Origin of the sequence: Bacteroides mediterraneensis (genome assembly GCF_900128455.1) — a bacterium.
Taxonomy (GTDB): domain Bacteria; phylum Bacteroidota; class Bacteroidia; order Bacteroidales; family Bacteroidaceae; genus Phocaeicola; species Phocaeicola mediterraneensis.
In genome coordinates this window covers 1,297,531-1,316,331 of sequence record NZ_LT635783.1, presented here as the reverse complement: position 1 = coordinate 1,316,331, position 18,801 = coordinate 1,297,531, and the positions used below count along the sequence as shown (strand labels likewise).

General features: G+C 46.0%; 20 protein-coding genes. 7 read left to right on the top strand and 13 right to left on the bottom strand.

Annotated elements, in window-relative coordinates:
• Positions 1–16: 16 nt before the first annotated feature.
• The 5 genes from BQ7480_RS05220 to lepA form a co-directional block, all read right to left on the bottom strand.
• Positions 17–970 carry a Fe-S cluster domain-containing protein gene (locus tag BQ7480_RS05220; protein WP_072542005.1) on the bottom strand — a complete coding sequence of 318 codons (954 nt, stop codon included), beginning with the start codon at positions 968–970 and terminating at the stop codon, positions 17–19.
• A 17-nt stretch (positions 971–987) separates the two neighbouring features.
• Positions 988–1,410, bottom strand: coding sequence for a SoxR reducing system RseC family protein (locus BQ7480_RS05215; protein WP_072542004.1), 423 nt, complete (start codon positions 1,408–1,410; stop codon positions 988–990).
• A gap of 147 nt (positions 1,411–1,557) precedes the next feature.
• Positions 1,558–2,754 (bottom strand): threonine ammonia-lyase, encoded by a 1,197-nt coding sequence (ilvA, locus tag BQ7480_RS05210; protein WP_072542003.1) that lies wholly within the window; start codon positions 2,752–2,754, stop codon positions 1,558–1,560.
• 125 nt (positions 2,755–2,879) lie between these two features.
• Entirely contained in the window at positions 2,880–3,470 is a 591-nt protein-coding gene (locus BQ7480_RS05205; RefSeq protein WP_083581763.1) for an RNA polymerase sigma factor, read from the bottom strand.
• Positions 3,471–3,764: 294 nt separating this feature from the next.
• On the bottom strand, positions 3,765–5,546 hold the full coding sequence (gene lepA / locus BQ7480_RS05200; protein ID WP_072542001.1) for a translation elongation factor 4: 1,782 nt from the start codon (positions 5,544–5,546) through the stop codon (positions 3,765–3,767).
• Positions 5,547–5,651: 105 nt separating this feature from the next.
• On the opposite strand from lepA, the gene BQ7480_RS05195 reads away from it, so the two are divergent.
• The 4 genes from BQ7480_RS05195 to BQ7480_RS05180 are packed head-to-tail and all read left to right on the top strand — an operon-like array spanning position 5,652 to position 9,653.
• Positions 5,652–6,233, top strand: a complete 582-nt coding sequence (locus tag BQ7480_RS05195) for a LemA family protein (RefSeq protein WP_072542000.1) — start codon at positions 5,652–5,654, stop codon at positions 6,231–6,233.
• Positions 6,234–6,246: 13 nt separating this feature from the next.
• On the top strand, positions 6,247–7,176 hold the full coding sequence (locus BQ7480_RS05190; RefSeq protein ID WP_072541999.1) for a TPM domain-containing protein: 930 nt from the start codon (positions 6,247–6,249) through the stop codon (positions 7,174–7,176).
• A gap of 27 nt (positions 7,177–7,203) precedes the next feature.
• Positions 7,204–8,283 (top strand): chorismate synthase, encoded by a 1,080-nt coding sequence (aroC, locus tag BQ7480_RS05185; protein ID WP_072541998.1) that lies wholly within the window; start codon positions 7,204–7,206, stop codon positions 8,281–8,283.
• A 14-nt stretch (positions 8,284–8,297) separates the two neighbouring features.
• Entirely contained in the window at positions 8,298–9,653 is a 1,356-nt protein-coding gene (locus BQ7480_RS05180) for a dipeptidase (RefSeq protein WP_072541997.1), read from the top strand.
• A gap of 28 nt (positions 9,654–9,681) precedes the next feature.
• On the opposite strand, the gene BQ7480_RS05175 is transcribed toward BQ7480_RS05180, so the two are convergent.
• Entirely contained in the window at positions 9,682–10,698 is a 1,017-nt protein-coding gene (locus BQ7480_RS05175) for an endonuclease/exonuclease/phosphatase family protein (RefSeq protein ID WP_139255818.1), read from the bottom strand.
• A 5-nt stretch (positions 10,699–10,703) separates the two neighbouring features.
• Positions 10,704–12,161: an aminoacyl-histidine dipeptidase gene (locus tag BQ7480_RS05170; RefSeq protein WP_072541995.1), complete on the bottom strand. Its 1,458-nt coding sequence runs from the start codon at positions 12,159–12,161 to the stop codon at positions 10,704–10,706.
• 144 nt (positions 12,162–12,305) lie between these two features.
• Here BQ7480_RS05170 and BQ7480_RS05165 point away from each other — a divergent pair, with 144 nt between their 5' ends.
• Complete coding sequence (locus BQ7480_RS05165; protein ID WP_072541994.1) at positions 12,306–12,536, top strand: hypothetical protein; 231 nt, start codon at positions 12,306–12,308, stop codon at positions 12,534–12,536.
• Between the two features lie 39 nt (positions 12,537–12,575).
• Positions 12,576–13,172: an OmpH/Skp family outer membrane protein gene (locus tag BQ7480_RS05160; protein WP_072541993.1), complete on the top strand. Its 597-nt coding sequence runs from the start codon at positions 12,576–12,578 to the stop codon at positions 13,170–13,172.
• 76 nt (positions 13,173–13,248) lie between these two features.
• On the opposite strand, the gene BQ7480_RS05155 is transcribed toward BQ7480_RS05160, so the two are convergent.
• Positions 13,249–15,027 carry a DUF4091 domain-containing protein gene (locus tag BQ7480_RS05155; RefSeq protein ID WP_072541992.1) on the bottom strand — a complete coding sequence of 593 codons (1,779 nt, stop codon included), beginning with the start codon at positions 15,025–15,027 and terminating at the stop codon, positions 13,249–13,251.
• Between the two features lie 36 nt (positions 15,028–15,063).
• On the bottom strand, positions 15,064–15,828 hold the full coding sequence (locus tag BQ7480_RS05150; protein ID WP_072541991.1) for a response regulator transcription factor: 765 nt from the start codon (positions 15,826–15,828) through the stop codon (positions 15,064–15,066).
• Positions 15,829–15,965: 137 nt separating this feature from the next.
• Here BQ7480_RS05150 and BQ7480_RS05145 point away from each other — a divergent pair, with 137 nt between their 5' ends.
• Positions 15,966–16,619 (top strand): DUF1349 domain-containing protein, encoded by a 654-nt coding sequence (locus BQ7480_RS05145; RefSeq protein WP_072541990.1) that lies wholly within the window; start codon positions 15,966–15,968, stop codon positions 16,617–16,619.
• 233 nt (positions 16,620–16,852) lie between these two features.
• Here BQ7480_RS05145 and BQ7480_RS05140 read toward each other — a convergent pair whose 3' ends face one another.
• The 4 genes from BQ7480_RS05140 to BQ7480_RS05130 all read right to left on the bottom strand — a co-directional run bounded on the left by BQ7480_RS05140 (position 16,853) and on the right by BQ7480_RS05130 (position 18,732).
• Positions 16,853–17,506 carry a tetratricopeptide repeat protein gene (locus BQ7480_RS05140; protein WP_139255716.1) on the bottom strand — a complete coding sequence of 218 codons (654 nt, stop codon included), beginning with the start codon at positions 17,504–17,506 and terminating at the stop codon, positions 16,853–16,855.
• Positions 17,507–17,531: 25 nt separating this feature from the next.
• Entirely contained in the window at positions 17,532–17,681 is a 150-nt protein-coding gene (locus tag BQ7480_RS18000; protein ID WP_154670758.1) for a hypothetical protein, read from the bottom strand.
• Between the two features lie 99 nt (positions 17,682–17,780).
• Positions 17,781–18,098, bottom strand: coding sequence for an energy transducer TonB (locus tag BQ7480_RS05135; RefSeq protein WP_139255715.1), 318 nt, complete (start codon positions 18,096–18,098; stop codon positions 17,781–17,783).
• A gap of 145 nt (positions 18,099–18,243) precedes the next feature.
• A complete protein-coding gene (locus tag BQ7480_RS05130; RefSeq protein WP_072541988.1) occupies positions 18,244–18,732 on the bottom strand; it encodes a tetratricopeptide repeat protein in 489 nt (162 codons plus the stop codon).
• Positions 18,733–18,801 lie beyond the last annotated feature (69 nt).

Sequence of the window (18,801 nt, the reverse complement as noted above, 5' to 3'; positions counted from 1 at the left end):
TTATACAATTATAAGATTAAGCCTCGGTTTGCTTCGGAGTTCCGGCAGCCGGAGTTACAGTTTCCTTCTTTACAGCTTCCGTATGGGTAGGATTAGCTGCAGGCTTTTCTACCGTTGTCTTTTCAGCAGCAGGTGTTTCAGCCTTCGGTTTACGAGGAGGGAAGTTCACCGCTATAATAGCATGCTGCGGACACTCCATTTCGCACTTGCGACAAGATTTACACTTAGCCGGATCGATATAGGCCAAGTTGTTTTCCAAAGTAATGGCTTCAAACGGACATACCTTTACGCACTTTCCACAACCGATGCAGGCAGCTGCACAAGCTTTACGGGCCACAGCCCCTTTGTCCTTGTTGACACACTGTACGTAAACTCTCCGGTTGTTCTTTCCTTTCGGACGGATTTCAATGATGTTACGCGGACAAGCTTTACTACAAGCTCCACACGCCGTACATTTGGACTCATCTACTTCCGGAAGGCCTGTTTCCGGATTCATGTGAATGGCATCAAACTGGCAAGCCGACACACAATCACCACATCCCAAGCAACCGAAAGTACATCCAGTCTCTCCACCAAAGGTTGAATTGGCTACTACGCAAGAACGTACTCCATCATACTGCGTCAGTTTCGGACGATTGGCGCAGGTTCCGTTACATCTTACGACTGCCACCTTAGGCTCAGAAGCCACAGCCTCCAGTCCCAAGATACTTGCCACCTTATCCATCGTAGGCTGGCCACCCACCGGACACATTTTTCCTTCCAGAGAACCGGCTTTCACGCAAGCTGCGGCAAAACCCGAACATCCCGGAAAACCACATCCACCACAATTGGCCTGAGGAAGCACTTGAGCAACTTGTCCAATCCGCGGATCTTCATACACAGCAAATTTCTTGGAAGCCACATACAAGATAACAGCTGAAATCAAGCCTATGGCACCCAGTGAAATCACTGCAACCAAAATTAAACTCATAATATAAAGTTAGTTTATTAATTATTAATTGATTCCAAAACAAAAACAAAAGTACGTCTAAAATTCTCCCGGCAAACGAAAAGTATCAGATAATAAGGTATAAGCATACATAAAGCAACAAGCGAAGAAACCGCCTCATCCCCTGTAATCCACATGGAAACAAAAAGTGAAACGAGCAACACCACAAAAGGAAAAATAAAAGCCCACATTACTGCTTTCATTCCCAAGGATGCTGCTCCGCTTATCATAACCTGACTTCCAACCTGGCAGTCAAGCCCGTCCTTATTGTACACATCTATCAGTTTTTCTTTAGACTCCGCCGCACTGCAATGCCCTTTTATGCTGCACGAAGAGCAGGCAGAAGTCTGTACAATCCTTACTTTCAGATAAGAACCGTTGATGCTTTCCACAATACCTAGATGTTTTATTGTATTAGTCATTTTTGCAAACCATACATTACAAATGTGTGGCAAATGTACGATAAATATTGTTTTGTTGGTAACGCTAACGGAGAAAATCTGTTTAAAAAAAGTAAATTTACAGGGACAGTCTTGTACCCCAGTAACTGTCCCTCTTCTTTTTTATCGTCAGTCAACGATAGAATAGCCAGCTTCCAGCAACGCATTCCGAATCTGCGCAATATGCTCCGCATTACGTGTTTCCATTACCAAGCGCAGAAAACAAGCTGTCACATTACTGTTATTGTTGTTTCGCTCATGCAAAACAGAAATGATATTTCCGCCCAAGCGAGCTATCACAGCAGCCACTCCCATCAGTTCCCCCGGTCTGTCATGCAAATCAAGCGTTACTGTATAGGAACGTCCGGACATATCCAGTCCGCGGCCAATCACACGGCTCAAAATAGTCACATCAATATTGCCACCTGAAACCACACAAATGGTCTTCTTACCCGCTACCGGAACCTTATTAAACATAGCTGCGGCTACAGAGACTGCACCAGCCCCTTCCGCAATCAATTTCTGCTGCTCCATCAATGCCAATATAGCAGCGCAAATCTCATCCTCCGTTACGGTTACAATACCGTCCACATACTTGCTACATAACTCAAACGTATGTTCACCCGGTTCTTTCACCGCAATGCCATCCGCCACCGTAGAAACAGAAGAAAGGCATTCACGCTTGGCATGTTCTATAGAACGTAACATGCTGGGAGCGCCCAAAGCCTGTACTCCATACACTTTCACGTCGGGTTTCAATGATTTCAATGCATAAGCCACACCCGAAATCAATCCTCCCCCACCGACCGGGACAATCACGACTTCCACATCCGGAAGCTGATTCAGCAATTCCAATCCAATGGTTCCTTGTCCCGCTATGACATATTCATCGTCAAAAGGATGAATGAAGGTATAGCCTTTTTCCTCTTTGAGTTCCAACGCCTTCTGATAAGCATCGTCATACACGCCCGGTACCAGACAAACTTCAGCACCGTAACGCTTCGTAGCCTCCACTTTCGAAATTGGGGCCCCCTCCGGTAAACAAATCAACGATTTTATGCCATGCTTGGTAGCTCCTAAAGCAACTCCCTGTGCATGATTCCCTGCAGAACAGGCAATCACCCCTTTTGCTTTTTCCTCATCCGTCAGACGAGATATTTTATAACATGCCCCACGCAATTTAAAGGAACCGGTATATTGCAGATTCTCCGGTTTAAGATAAATCTGACTTTCAGGATTTATCTGAGGAGCATAAATCAAATCGGTTCTCCGTATTACGTTTTTCAAGGCAAATGAAGCCCGATAAATACAATCCAATGTTAACATAAAGATATCCTTTTATTGTTTTCGTGTGCAAATGTACAAAAAACATTCAACTTTAAAAGAATAATTCTGATAAACAAGAAAAAAAGCATCCAGATAGGAAAAACCATCCAGATACTTTTCTTTATTTACAATTCAATTAAGAACTGTCCGTCAATTCCTCTATCCCTAAATTTCGATTGAATCTTCATCAGAATCTTTTGACACCGTTTAGAACAGGCCGATTTACTGATATGCCGCTTTTCACTTGCTCGTCGGAGACTTATACATAAGTAAAAACGATCCTGAATCAATTCCCGTTCAGGCAAAGTGAGTTCCATTAGCACTTCACGTAATACCTCACAAGCATAATCACACTTACAGAAGTAGCTCCATGGGCGACTTTCATATACCAGATTCAATGGCTCATAGCCGATAAGAATGATGTAAGGTCCTCTCTGCTTCTTACGGTAATAGTCACGTACCATATTCATGGCAATGGTCATTACCCACGCCTTAAAACGCCCTCTTTCATGATAAGATTTATCATAAGCTTCAAGTGCCTTCAACAATATCTCCTGGCGTAAGTTATGGGCATCATCCAAATTATGAATATGCGACTTGACATACATATCCACCATCAATATACATTTCTGAAAAAGTTTCTTTTTTTCTTCTTCATTCAGTTCAGAACGATCAGAGTCCAAAATAGGACGACTTAAATGATTATACTGCCCCATCTCTTTATTTTTTTATACCTCACTGTTTTTATTTTAGCATTCATTTGAATTAAAAAAGTAAGATGGTTAATACTCGTGTTTTTTAATAATAGATTTAACAACAATTTAAAAAAGGTACCTATCGTCAATCATTCTAAAACCTCTTATTTCAGTAACAAAACTAAGCATTTATATTTGTAAATACAACAAACAAGGCAAATAATTTTATAATTTTTTTTGCTGAATGGATAAAAGAAGAAGCGTCAGAAAGACAAAAATTTGTCTTTCTGACGCTTCCATATCACAAATTAACACTTAATCCAGCTTCAGTACTGCCAAAAATGCCTTCTGAGGCACCTCTACAGTACCAATCTGCTTCATCCGTTTTTTCCCTCTTTTCTGCTTTTCCAGCAGCTTACGTTTACGACTCACGTCACCTCCATAACATTTGGCCGTCACATCCTTTCGCACTGCCTTGATGGTTTCGCGCGCAATAATCTTGGCCCCAATGGCTGCCTGGATAGCAATCTCAAACTGTTGGCGTGGAATCAGTTCCTTCAATTTCTCACACATCCGGCGACCCAAATCGTAAGCATTGTCAAAATGAGTCAAGGTAGACAGTGCATCCACCGACTCTCCGTTCAGCAGAATATCCAGTTTTACCAATTTGGAAGGACGGAAACCCGACTGATGGTAGTCGAACGAAGCATATCCCTTGGAAATACTCTTCAGCTTGTCATAGAAATCAATCACAATTTCTCCCAAAGGCATCTTGTAATGCAGTTCCACACGATTTCCGGAAATATAGTCCTGCTTTACCAGCTCACCTCGCTTACCCAAACACAAAGTCATAATCGGACCGATATAATCGGTCGCTGTAATGATGGAGGCGTCAATATAAGGTTCTTCAATGTGATCGATTAAAGTAGGATCTGGCATACCACCCGGATTGTGCACTTCCTGCACTCCCCCCTGCTTATCATATACCATATAAGATACGTTCGGCACCGTCGTAATGACATTCATGTCAAACTCACGGTCCAGACGCTCCTGTACAATTTCCATGTGGAGAAGTCCCAAGAAACCGCATCGGAAACCAAATCCTAACGCCAGAGAAGATTCTGGCTGAAAGGTCAGAGACGCATCGTTCAACTGAAGCTTTTCCAAGGAAGCACGCAAGTTCTCATAATCCTCCGCTTCTATCGGATAAACCCCGGCAAACACCATCGGTTTCACTTCTTCAAATCCGTCAATTGCCTTGTCGCACGGGCGGTCAATATGTGTAATGGTGTCGCCCACCTTCACTTCTCTTGAAGTCTTAATACCCGAAATGATATAACCTACATCACCCGTACGGAGTTCTTTCCGCGGTACCATGTCCATCTTCAACACCCCCACTTCATCTGCCACATATTCTTTCCCGGTGTTGAAGAATTTCACCTTGTCACCGGTACGGATAATTCCGTTCTCCACTTTAAAATAAGCGATAATTCCCCGGAAAGAGTTGAACACAGAGTCAAAAATCAAGGCCTGCAACGGAGCATTCTCATCTCCCTGAGGAGCCGGAATCCGTTCTATCACGGCCTGCAAGATTTCTTCCACTCCCAATCCTGTCTTACCGGAAGCACGGATAATCTCTTCACGTTTGCATCCCAGCAAATCGATTATTTCATCCTCCACTTCTTCCGGCATCGCACTGGCCATGTCACACTTGTTCATCACCGGAATGATTTCCAAATCATGCTCCAATGCCATATACAGGTTCGAAATGGTCTGGGCCTGCACACCCTGCGAAGCATCCACTACCAGCAAAGCACCTTCACATGCCGCTATGGAACGAGACACCTCGTAAGAGAAATCCACATGTCCCGGAGTATCAATCAAATTCAAGATATATTTCTCACCTTTATAATTATACTCCATTTGAATGGCATGACTCTTGATAGTAATTCCACGCTCACGTTCCAAATCCATGTCATCCAGCATCTGTCCTTCCGTAATCTTGATGGTCTGTGTATATTCCAGCAAACGGTCGGCCAAGGTGGACTTCCCGTGGTCAATGTGTGCAATAATGCAAAAGTTTCGGATATTCTTCATATATAATATTACAACTTATCAAAATTATTGTGCAAAGATAGGCAAAAAAAGAGATTTTTGTGTATGTTTGCCACTGAAACTAATCATAAAACATAAATAACACGTATGAAAAAAACATGGATTATTCTCATCGCAGTAGTAGTCATTTTGGTAGTATACTGCGTCAGTTCGTATAACTCTTTGGTCACTCAAGAAGAAACCGTAGGCACGGCATGGAGCAATGTGGAAAACCAGTACCAGCGTCGTTCCGACTTGATTCCAAACCTGGTCAATACCGTCAAAGGCTATGCCGCCCATGAAAAGGAAACTTTCGATGCCGTAGTATCCGCCAGAGCCAAAGCTACTCAGATGAGTATCAACATAGACGACCTGACTCCTGAAAAAATTGCCGCTTACCAAAAAGCACAAGGAGAAGTAGGCAGTGCATTGAGCCGTTTGCTTGCCGTCACGGAAAATTATCCAGACCTGAAAGCCAACGAGAATTTTAAGGAGTTGCAGGCACAACTGGAAGGAACCGAAAACCGCATCAGCGTGGAACGCCGGAAATTCAACGAAACAGCCCGCGAATACAACACCAACATCCGCCGTTTCCCGAAGAACATCATTGCCGGCATGTTCGGATTTGAGAAGCGTCCTTATTTCGAAGCAGAAGAAGGCAGCGAGAAAGCCCCGGAAGTAAAGTTCTAAACCGGACTTCCTCATGAAACGTTATTTTTTACTTGGGCTGTTCTTTTTACTGACTGCATTTTTCTGCCATTTACAAGCAGAAGGATACAAGGTGGAAGACATTCCCATGGTACACTTGCAAAACCGGGCACGGTACGTCAGTAACCCCGATGGTGTACTAAGTGAGGCCGCCGTAGCCGCCATGGATACCACCCTTTTTGCCTTGGAGCAGAAAACCGGCATCCAAACATTGGTTGTGGCAGTCCGCCAGATAGAAGGAGGCGACTGCTTTGACTTTGCTTACCAGTTGGGTGAGAAAAACGGAGTCGGCCAAAAAAAGAAGGACAACGGACTGGTCATCTTGCTGGTCACCGAAGAACGGTGCATCCAGTTTGCTACCGGATACGGTCTGGAAGGCATCCTTCCCGATGCCATTTGTAAACGTATCCAAACCCGCTACATGAATCCTTACCTGAGCAAAGGCAACTGGGATGCCGGTATGATGGCAGGAGTCCAAGCCGTACGTCAGATACTGGACAAGAGTTCCGGTTCCCCCACTCCTCCTGAGGGAGAATCCGACAACCTCCTGCTTTTCATTGTACTGGGATGCTGTTTCATTCTGGTTCCCGCCCTACTCTGGTATTCGGTACGCCAACGAAACAAATGTCCTAACTGCCACAAGCATACCCTGAAACAGGTTTCCGTACGAACGATTTCTCGTACGGGAGGCGTACGTACCGAAGAAGTCACCTACCTCTGCAGCCATTGTGGACATGTACGCCGCACCCAGCGGAAAGTCAATGACGATGATTTCCACCACCGGGGCGGAAACGGAGGCCCTTTCCTGGGCGGACCGTTCTTTGGCGGAGGATTCGGAAGAGGCGGAGGCTTTGGAGGTGGCTTCGGTGGCGGAAGTTTCGGAGGAGGAAGCTTTGGCGGCGGAGGTGCCGGAAGCAAATTCTAATAATAAATACAATTATACTATACAACCATGTACAACAACACTTTTGGAAATATCTTCCGCCTCACCAGCTTTGGTGAGTCACACGGAAAAGCCATAGGCGGTGTCATTGACGGATTTCCCGCAGGCATTGCCATCGATATGGAGTTTGTACAACAGGAACTGGCTCGTCGCCGGCCTGGCCAATCCTCCATCACAACCGCCCGAAAAGAGGCCGATGAAGTAGAATTCCTTTCCGGAATCTATGAAGGTGTATCTACGGGCTGTCCCATTGGATTTGTCGTATGGAACACCAACCAACATTCCAACGACTATGACAACATGAAGGAGGTATTCCGTCCTTCACATGCCGATTTCACCTACACGCAAAAATATGGCGTACGCGACCACCGGGGAGGCGGACGTTCCTCTGCCCGTGAGACCATCGCCCGCGTAGTAGGAGGCGCCCTTGCCAAGTTGGCCCTGAAGCAGTTGGGCATCCGCATCACTGCCTTCACCTCACAGGTGGGAACCTTCAAACTAGACAAAGATTATACCAAGTATGACCTGAGTACCATCGAAAACAATCCCGTACGCTGCCCCGACCAGGAACTGGCCAAGCAAATGGCCGATTACATCTACCAGACCAAAGGGGAAGGTGATACTATCGGCGGGGTCATCAGCTGTGTCATTCAAGGATGCCCCATCGGACTGGGACAGCCAGTCTTCGGCAAGCTTCATGCCGCTTTGGGCAATGCCATGCTCAGCATCAATGCCGTCAAAGGCTTTGAATACGGACAAGGTTTTGGACACATGGAGATGAAAGGTAGCCAGCAGAACGATATCTTCTACCGCGAGAACGACAAGATTGCTTTCCGCACCAACCGCTCCGGAGGTATCCAGGGAGGCATCAGTAACGGACAAGACATTTATTTCCGGGTTGCATTCAAGCCAGTAGCCACCGTACTGATGGAACAGCCCACGGTCGACATCCACGGCAATGAAACCATTTTAAAGGCACGTGGCCGTCACGACCCCTGCGTCCTGCCTCGTGCAGTCCCCATTGTAGAAGCCATGGCAGCCATGACAATACTCGATTATTATTTGCTTAATAAAACTACGCACCTATAAATAATACACACAGCATGGAAATCAGACCCTATATCCAAGCAAACGAAGCTCGGTTCCTCGACGAACTGTTCAGCCTCATCCGTATTCCCAGCATCAGTGCCCTTCCTGTCCACAAGGATGACATGCTGGCCTGCGCCGAACGCTGGCGCCAATTGTTGCTCGAAGCAGGAGCCGACGAGGCCATGGTAATGCCCTCCGATGGACATCCGCTGGTCTATGCCGAAAAACGTGTCAGCCCCGATGCCCCCACCGTACTGGTATATGCACATTATGACGTGATGCCGGCCGAACCGCTGGAACTGTGGAAAAACCCGCCTTTCGAACCAGAAATACGCGACGGACATATCTGGGCCCGCGGAGCCGACGATGATAAAGGACAGTCCATGATTCAAGTCAAGGCTTTTGAATACCTCGTACGGGAAGGATTGCTTCACCATAACGTGAAATTCATTTTTGAGGGAGAAGAAGAAATCGGTTCACCCAGTCTGAATGCTTTCCTGAAAGCCCACAAGGAACTTCTGAAAGCCGATGTTATTCTAGTGTCCGATACCAGCATGCTGGGCGCAGACCTTCCCTCCCTCACCACCGGCCTAAGAGGTCTGGCCTATTGGGAAATCGAAGTGACCGGTCCGAACCGTGATCTCCATTCCGGACATTTCGGCGGAGCCGTAGCCAATCCCATCAACGTGCTCTGCGACTTACTGTCCAAGGTTATCGATACAGACGGTCGCATTACCGTCCCCCATTTCTATGACGATGTGGAAGAAGTGCCGGCTGCCGAACGCGAAATGATTGCCCAGATTCCGTTCGACGAAAAGAAATACATGGAAGCCATCGGCGTGAAAGCCCTGAAAGGCGAAAAAGGCTACTCTACATTGGAACGTAACAGCTGCCGCCCTTCATTCGATGTCTGTGGCATTTGGGGAGGATATACCGGTGAAGGCTCCAAAACAGTTTTGCCCTCCAAAGCCTACGCCAAGGTTTCCAGCCGACTGGTTCCCCACCAGCAACATGAAAAGATTTCCCAGCTGTTTGTAGACTACCTCACCCGGCAGGCCCCCGATTATGTACAAATAAAAGTCACTCCCCTGCATGGCGGCGAAGGCTATGTCTGCCCCATTGACCACCCCGCCTATCAAGCCGCAGAAAAAGGGTTTGAGAAAGCTTTCGGCAAGAAACCGCTGGCCGTACGTCGCGGAGGAAGTATCCCTATTATCAGCGACTTCGAACAAATACTCGGCATTAAGACCATTCTGATGGGATTCGGACTGGAAAGCGATGCCATCCATTCCCCAAATGAAAATTTCTCGCTCGATATTTTCAGGAAAGGAATAGAAGCCGTCGTGGAATTCCACTTACAATACAAATAAAGAAAGGGTGACAAAAGTCACCCTTTCTTTATTTGTATTCTTCCACCTGCAGCTCCAGCAGCACCGGAAGATGGTCACTGTATCCCCCATGATACCGTCTTCCTTTATACGTACGGAAAGGCATCTCCCCTCCATACACATTGTCTTCTTCCAACAAGAAAGGGAAACGCAGGATGGCAGCCTTTTCCTTTGAAGTCCGGGTACGGACATTGGGCTGTAGCAAACCTCCGTTCACCACCATCTGATCAAGTACCCCCCATTCACCTTTATAACGGTAGGTACCCTCCTGCTGGTTCTCCATCAGATTATACAATGCACACACATCCGGTTCATCCGACAAAGTGGAAACCCGCAGACCTTCCTGCAATGACTTTCCATCAGGATAATCATTAAAATCACCCATGATAATAAGACGGGGATTCTGTCTTTTGGCCATGACCGAATCAGCTGCCTGACGGATTCTGCGAGCTACCCACAAACGATATGGATCCGTCTTCTCTGCTCCTCCCACACGCGAGGGAAGATGACACACAAACACATCCAAGGTGTCCCCGCTGACCACACGCCCCGAAGCATACAGGATATCCCGGGTAGGCCGCATTCCCAACGAATCCGACGGAATACGTATTTTCTGCGATATCAACAGACGGAATGAGGCAGGCTGATACAACAGCGCCACATCAATGCCACGCTCATCGGGCGAAGAAGTCATCACATATTTATACCCCGCCTCCCGAAGAGAGGAATAACGGGTCAGACTTTTCAAACAGAAATCATTCTCTACTTCACACAAACCGACCAAATCGGGCACCTGTTCTTTCCCCGCCGCCAGAATCACCTTTCCAATCTTATCCAGCTTGTCCTGAAAACGAGAATATGTCCAGTTCCGCACACTCCCCGGAAGAAACTCTGTATCCTGCTTCAACGAATCGTGACGGCAGTCAAACAAGTTCTCCACATTGTATTCCATCACCCGAAACGAGTGCTGTGCCAGGAGCGGTGTGGCCCACAAGCCACACACTATCCCCAGCAAACTATAAATCATTGTTCTCATACACGAGCCGGAATATGAGCCAACACATCCAGCAGGTGACGCCAGAACTTATCTACCGTAGGAATCAACATACGTTCGTCCGGTGAATGTACACCGCGCAACGTCGGTCCGAAAGAAACCATGTCCAACAACGGGTATTTCTCCAGGAACAAGCCACATTCCAGTCCGGCATGGATAGCCTTCACTTTCGGTTCCACTCCAAACAGACGCTTGTAGCTTTCCACCGCTACCTTCAGGATAGCAGACGACGGATTCGGTTTCCAGCCCGGATAACCGTCCCCAGTGACACAAGTCGCCCCACCCAGCTCAAAAGCCGCACGTACCATCTGCGACATATCCTCGCGAGAAGACAGAATGGAACTGCGCTGACTGGTCACCACAACAATTTTCCCATCACGCATCTTTACCGAAGCCAAGTTGGAAGAAGTTTCCACCAACCCTTCAATGTCCTGGCTCATGGCATATACTCCGTGATGTACGGCATACAATGAAAGCAGGAAGCGCTCCATCGCTCCTTTTTCCATCACTTCCGCACAAGGCGTTTCCGATTCCAGTTCCATAACCAGATTCGGTTCCGTTACAGAGAACTCATTTTCTACATCGGCCAGGAACATATTCAGGGCTACCCGTACATTTTCCTTGTCGGCCATCGGCACCGCACACACGGCATGCGCCTCACGCGGAATGGCATTGTGCAAATTTCCTCCGTCAATCAGAGCCAGACGCAAATCATACTGCTCCATCAGGATAACCAGAAAACGGTCGAGCAACTTGTTGGCATTCGCCCGGTTCTTGTTGATGTCATCCCCAGAATGACCGCCCGTCAGTCCTTTGATAGTCACCCGGAAGAAGAAATAACCTTCCGGAGCCGCCGTCATCGGACACGGGAATTCAGCCGTAGTACCGGCTCCTCCGGCACACCCGATAAACAGTTCCCCTTCATCTTCCGAATCCAAGTTAATCAGGATATCGCCACTCATGAACCCCTCCTTCAAGGCAAAAGCCCCGGTCAGTCCAGTTTCCTCATCCACGGTAAACAAGCATTCCAGCGGACCGTGTTGAATGTCGTTTGCAGCCAGCACCGCAAGTTCGGTAGCCATTCCGATGCCATTGTCCGCTCCCAGCGTAGTACCTTTCGCTCTCAACCATTCCCCGTCGATATACGTTTCAATCGGGTCCGTCTCAAAATTATGTATCGTCTGGTTGTTCTTCTCGCACACCATGTCCATGTGCGACTGCAGCACCACTTTCTTCAAATGCTCCATGCCTGCTGTAGCCGGTTTGCATATCAGCACATTCCCAGCTTCATCCACCTTGTACGCCAGCCCCTGTGCCTGGGCAAAATCGACCAGATACTTCCGAATCTTTTCTTCTTTCTTTGAAGGACGCGGCACACGACAGATTTCCTCAAAATAATGGAACACCGATGCCGGTTGTAAATCTTTCTTTTCCATAAAAGTATTTCTATAAACGATTAAAAATTGCATGCAAACAAAAGTTAAATCCACGTTTTTTCCCTATATAGAAGGCTTTTTTAAAGACAAAACCCTAAGGAATCGTGACAAAAACTATATCTTTGCACCACAAAATTAATAGAAATGCTCAAGACTCTTCTGATAACTTTGTTAATAGTTGCTATCTGCATAGCGCTATTATCAGTAAAGATACTTTTCAAGAAAAACGGACGCTTCCCCAACACCCATGTAAGCGGAAGCAAGGCCATGCGTAAGAGAGGAATCGGATGCGTACAGTCGCAGGACCGTGCCGCCCAGCACCTCAATCCCCATGCCATTCCGGAGAGGCAGTCAGCCCAAGCTGATACTGAATAAAAGGCTAATAATTAACTAAAAACGATTATCGATATCATTATGAAAAAAACGAATGTTTTGAAAGGACTCCTGGCACTTGCCGTAGTATTCCTGTTCGCACAATGTACAGAAAAGAAAGGAACTTCCACTGAAGCATCTGCTCCGGCAGTAGCAGGTACCAATATGAAAATTGCCTATGTAGAAGTAGATTCCCTGCTGACAAAATACCGCTTTTGGAACGATTTGAACGAACTGATGATTCAAAAAGAAGAAAACATCCGTACCACTTTGAACGAAAAAGCAAAAGAGCTGGATGGAGAAATGAGAGAATTTCAGCGTAAATTGGAAAACAACGGATTTGCCAGCCGTGAACGTGCAGAGCAGGAAAATGCCCGTCTGTTGCAGAAACAGCGCGACTTGCAGCAGTTGCAGGAAAAGCTTTACGCTGACCTTCAAGCAGAAAACCAAAAGAACAGCCTGCAGCTCCGCGACTCCATCAATTCATTCTTGAAAGTGTATAACCAGAAAAAAGGCTACAGCCTGATTATCAGCAACACCCAGTTGGACAACCTGCTGTATGCCGACAAATCATTGGATATCACACAGGAAATCGTAGACGGTTTGAACGCACGCTACAATCCGAGCACCAAGAAATAATTTCTTACCGTTTTATCATACTAAAAAGTCCGGCCATTCCGACCGGACTTTTTTTATTGCAACTCATCGCCTTTGATTACATCTCATTCAGTAATGCATTCATTTCTTTCACCATCAAGGCAGGCGATTTCTTGTTCGTCTTTATCCAACCTTCTGGCGTAAACTCCGATAGTTTGTCATTCAGTTTCTTCAGCTTTCCAGTAGCCCCCTTGGCTTTCAGTTCCTTCCGCAGCACATAGATTTTCTCGCAATCCTGCAAGCCCTCTACCAGCCGTTCAAAGCGGATACTGCTACGCGGACCCGGATAGATGCTGTAAGTATCCCCAGCTGCCCATGTACGGAAACGAGAGTCGCGCAACGGATCCATCGGCCAGCTGTTCACGGCCCAACGCAGATACCCGTCATATCCACCTGCCACAGCATGTAACGCTGTCCATGCCGCTTCAGCCGGTGCGGAAAACGTAAAGGTATTCGGGAACGCCTCCGTACAACACGTGTACACCGTACTGATTTGTCCTTTGCGCTCGCGCTCCGCTTTCACTTCTGCCGGAAACTGATTCCCGTAAGGTATACTGAGGTAATACAAATCGCCCTGAATCTCTTCATGGTAATTTCCGGCCAGCGTAATCTTGAACTCCGGATCGGCCTCCTTGATCACCTTGATAGCCTCCCGCATGGCCTCCATCGGGCGCTCATCCATGGAAATAGCCGTCTTTTCAAACCATCCTTTTTCACGCAAGTGACGGGAAAAATCCTTCAGAAACGTACCCCAGTATTCCGCGTAAGCCTCATCCCCCGGTGCCGCCTTGATAAACTGCACCCGATTCGTCGCCTGGTCAAAATAGTCAAAGCTCAACGCCCACGGAATCATCGTATAGCAACTGATCAAATCCTTGATGCCGACCTCGTTCATCATGAACTCCACCCACTTGTCGAACACCGTATAATCGTACACCCACGTACCGTCCAATTTCTTCATCCGGAAAATCATACTGTCATACGCATCCTCCGTCTGTCCGGCCCATGGCTTGTGCATGATACTGGCAGTGATGGCCCGCTGCCCCGCATCGGCCAGCATCTTCATGATGGGACGCATGGCATCAAAATGCGCCTTGCTCCACAACGGTACCTGATAGTATCGCGCCACCGCATACGGATTCTGCCACAAATCCAAATGGAACACCCAGTCCTTGGGAGCCGGTAACGTACGGTTCACAACTTCAATTTCAAACGGCAGTTTCATCGCCTCGAAATTCTTTCCGGAAACCGTCAATGTACCTTTATATTTTCCCGGCCTTGCCTCCGCAGGCACCCACACATTCAGCCACACCGGCTGCGTGCTGCGTGCCTTCACCTCCCGCACCCGTACGATATCAAGCACATCGGCCACCATCGAAGAATCCCATTCCGCCTTATTCTCACGTACACCGCATCCTCCGCTTCCGTCCTTGTTCAGTTCATCGGTCATCACGTAACGCACAAAATGTGTCCGTACCGCCGAAGCCGGAATCACTGAAGAGCCGTTTTTCAACTCACTGACGGTCATTTCCGCTCCTTCCAGGTCTTTCTGTGTCCACAATACCGCCTGCGCGTTCACTCGTTCTCCTTTCCACGCCTTCAGGCGAAGCGTACCGGTCTGCTTCACATCCGGCACATCCAGTTTCTTGTAACGCACATCCGTTGTCCCCCAGCAGAACTGGACCGGAACCGTCATCTTATTCCACACTTCCACCCCGTCGTGAGGCTTCGTGTCCGTCAGTTCCTCATAATCTCCCAAAGGGAATTTCTCTACCTGCTGCGAAAAGCAGGCCGGGCCGCATGCAAGCAGCACCGATAGAATCAGCATTTTTTTCATGTCTTATTATTTAGGTTTAGTATATTTCGAATCCATTTACATAATTCCCAGCTCCTTCGCCACCCGACAAGCCTCTATGGAACTCTTCACCTGAAGCTTCCGCAGGATTTCCTGCCTGTGCCGGCTCACCGTATTGATACTGATGGAAAGCAAGAGGGCAATATCCTTACTCATCATTCCCTTGGCAATGAGCCGGAGAATCTGTGTTTCCCGGTAAGACAGAATCTGTGAGTCATTCCGGCGGCCAAGTTCCATCACCTCGCCCGTGACCGAATTAACCACCACACTCTTTCCCGCAAACATCGGGAACCAAGGTGTGTACACGCACAAAGCCAGCCACAACCCATTCGTCACAGGAGAAGACACATAAAACAACCGATGCAGAACAAACTGATAGTTACCTGCCCCGTCCTTCATACGCAGCTTGCTGGCCAGATAAAAATCGGCCCGCTTCATCTTCGGCTGACGCCTGACAAAATGGAAAAAGCGGAGTTCCTGCAAATATTTCTCGTGCAAATCGTCCGGATGCATCAGCTTCAAAATTCCATCCTCCCAAATCGAATCAATCCGGTTTTCAGCGGAAGGCATACACCTCCAACCCAACGTCTTGGAAAACTGTCCATAATACACATAGCTGACATTGGCATGCATGTCGCTCAACACGGCCACCGCATTTTCCATTTCCGCATAACCGGAAGCTATCTTTTTGTATTTATCCAGCTCCACCGCCGATAGCCCGCCATCCTTTGAAGCCAGACTTTGCGTCAAAAAGCGGCTGTTCAATTCATCTACTATATTCATGAAAATGGTTATTAATCATCATTGTGTATTCGTTGCCCACGCGCTACATTTGCAAAGATAACGAGGAAAAATGATTACCGACAAATGACTCGGGAAACTTTTTACCTATTTAGAAACCTGAATTAATTTCATCCGATATGAAAAAACAACTAATCCTGGGCCTGGCACTCGGTGCATCGCTTCAAGCCGGAATGGCCCAGACACTGGAAAAAATGCAATGGTTCAACGAACCTGAACAATGGAAAATTGAAAATCAAGCCCTGACCATGTTTGTCACCCCGCAGAGTGACTACTGGCGAATTTCACACTATGGCTTTACCGTGGACGACGCTCCGTTCTATTACACCACTTACGGAGGAGAGTTTGAAGTGAAGGTAAAAGTGACCGGCGACTACAAGACCCGTTTCGACCAGGCCGGACTGATGCTGCGCATTGACCATGAAAACTACATCAAGACAGGTATTGAGTTTGTGGACGGCAAGTTCAACCTGAGCACGGTCGTCACCCACAAGACTTCCGACTGGAGCGTCATCACACTGGACAAGCCGGTACCTTACGTATGGATCAAGGCTGTCAGACGGTTGGATGCCGTGGAAATCTTCTATTCCTTCGACGACAAGGAATATGTCATGATGCGCAACGCCTGGTTGCAGGACCACGTCCCTGTCATGGTAGGTCTCATGGCGGCCAGCCCGGACGGAAACGGCTTCAATGCCACCTTTGAGAATTTCAAGGTAAAGCACCTGCCTGACCTCCGCCGACAGGAATGGTTGAAAAAGAATGCAGAATAAGAAATGAAAAGAGGTTGCATTCCCAGTTGAAGCAACCTCTTTTATCATTTATGACGGAATCTTTTATCACAATCCCTACATATATAATTGGCCTTTGAAATCTTTCCGAATATACAATGACTCTTTCATCTTATAATCTGCTTTTACGCTAAGATACTGATATTTAGACAAAAAAAACAAAATTTACCTCTAAATTTTTTCCCTATTTTTTAGGTTAGCTTTTTACCTCCTCATTAATATTCCATAATATTATGATTCCACAGGTTATTTATATAATTATCCTTATCGAAATTTTTATATAAATTATCCACTTCTGTTTGTATTATTTTATCATTTGTACTTTTCAAGTGGTCTGGTAATAAAGATTTTACTTCATCCATATCCATCATCTTACCATCTATGAAATAACGTATGACAAGATTAGACATGAAATCTTTCAAGTTGCATGCAGCTGATTTCAATAATTTTGCGTTCTTATCCAATGCGCGGTCATAATATTCAAGGGCTTTTTGAGGGAAACCTGTCTTTTCATACAGCATACCTGTCAAAAATAACGTGTGGTAAGTGCAGGATTCTTTTTCGCATAATGAAGAAAACAAGTTCAATGATTCTTCTTTTTTCCCTATACGGAACAATATCTCACCTTTCCATAAATAAGAGTATGATATATTCGGATTAATGACTATTGCTCTGTCAATATAAGTGAGAGCTTTTGTCAAGGAATCCACATCGTTCTCATAAAGAAGCACGTAATGTAATGCAGAATTGTACAATGAAGATACTTCAGGAGTTTTCTTCAGTAGCGATAGGTCGTCCGAACTAAAGTTTTGCCCATGTATTCCAATAGAAAACATTATAAAGCAAAATGAAATCAATATATTTTTCATATTTCTTTTTATGCAATTTATCTTTTTATAACTTCTGCTTTGACACTATTATTTTTCCATAATAAGGATCTTTTTCTATTTTTCTCCCTAACTTTGAAACAAAGGTTGATCTTCTATAAAAAACAGCGTCTTCTTTCGCCATTTCAAACCATAATTTAATGTTTGTAATATTCATATCTTAAACTATAAATATGCAGAATCCCAGTGTCAGTATCAACCCTATCAGACTGCCGGTTCCAAATTGTCACCCATAATACCGGTTATTTACTATAAATTATTTTACAATAAAAGGGATGTTACATACCATGGCTACGACCTTTCCACCAACTTTTGCCGGCTTCCATTTTGGCATCATGTTTACCACTCGCAATGCCTCGTCATCGATTTCCTTGCCCAAACTTTTCATTATTTCGGCATCACGTATAGTGCCGTCGTCTTCCACTACGAAGTTCACCAAAACAATACCCGGTTTGCTATTGGCTGGTTTTCTGAAATTTCTACTAACGAACTCAATCATTGCATCGTGTCCTCCCGGATATTCTGCCAGTTCGTCAACCACGTAGTAAACTCCGTCCTCCCGCTTTTGCGGCATAGAAGGTTTTTTCTGGTTCAATGACCGACTACCGTTCTTTATAAATACATCCTTATATTTTTTGAAGGAACCAACCGCATCAAGGAATACTGTGATTGACTTCCTTTGTTCATCTGTGAATGAAGTCGGTATAGCGGATATAACCTCACTGGCCGGTGTGTCTATTCCATAAATACAATATTTCAGGAAATAGCTGTCGAGAAAAGAACCAACGGCAGGATTTTTTTTTCATCTGAATTTCACACGTTTCCAATGCTTTTTTATAAAAAGCCAGAGCTTCTTCCGACTGTCCTTGCTCTTCCAGTGCTTTAGCTTTCAAAAGATAGAATCCATGCTGTTCCGGATTGTATTTTATCGCCTCGTCAAGGGTCTTTATAGCTTTATCATATTCTTCTTCAGACAATAATAAATTTACTTTATTTCCATAAGCTGTAATATAAGATTGATCCAAAGCGATGGCTTTATCTAACAAGTTCAACGCCTCCGCTATTGAGTCTTTATTTGAAAGATTCCGCAACATGATTTCCGTGGCTCTATCATTCAGGTCAATTGCTTCCTGGGAATATTTCTTCTGTTGGGCCGAAACCGAAATAAATGAGAAGAAAAGAGCAGTAATTAAAAGTTGTTTTTTCATAAACTATATCGTCATTAAAGATTCATATTTTACATCTATTTCTTATTTCACTCGCACGATGATTCCTGT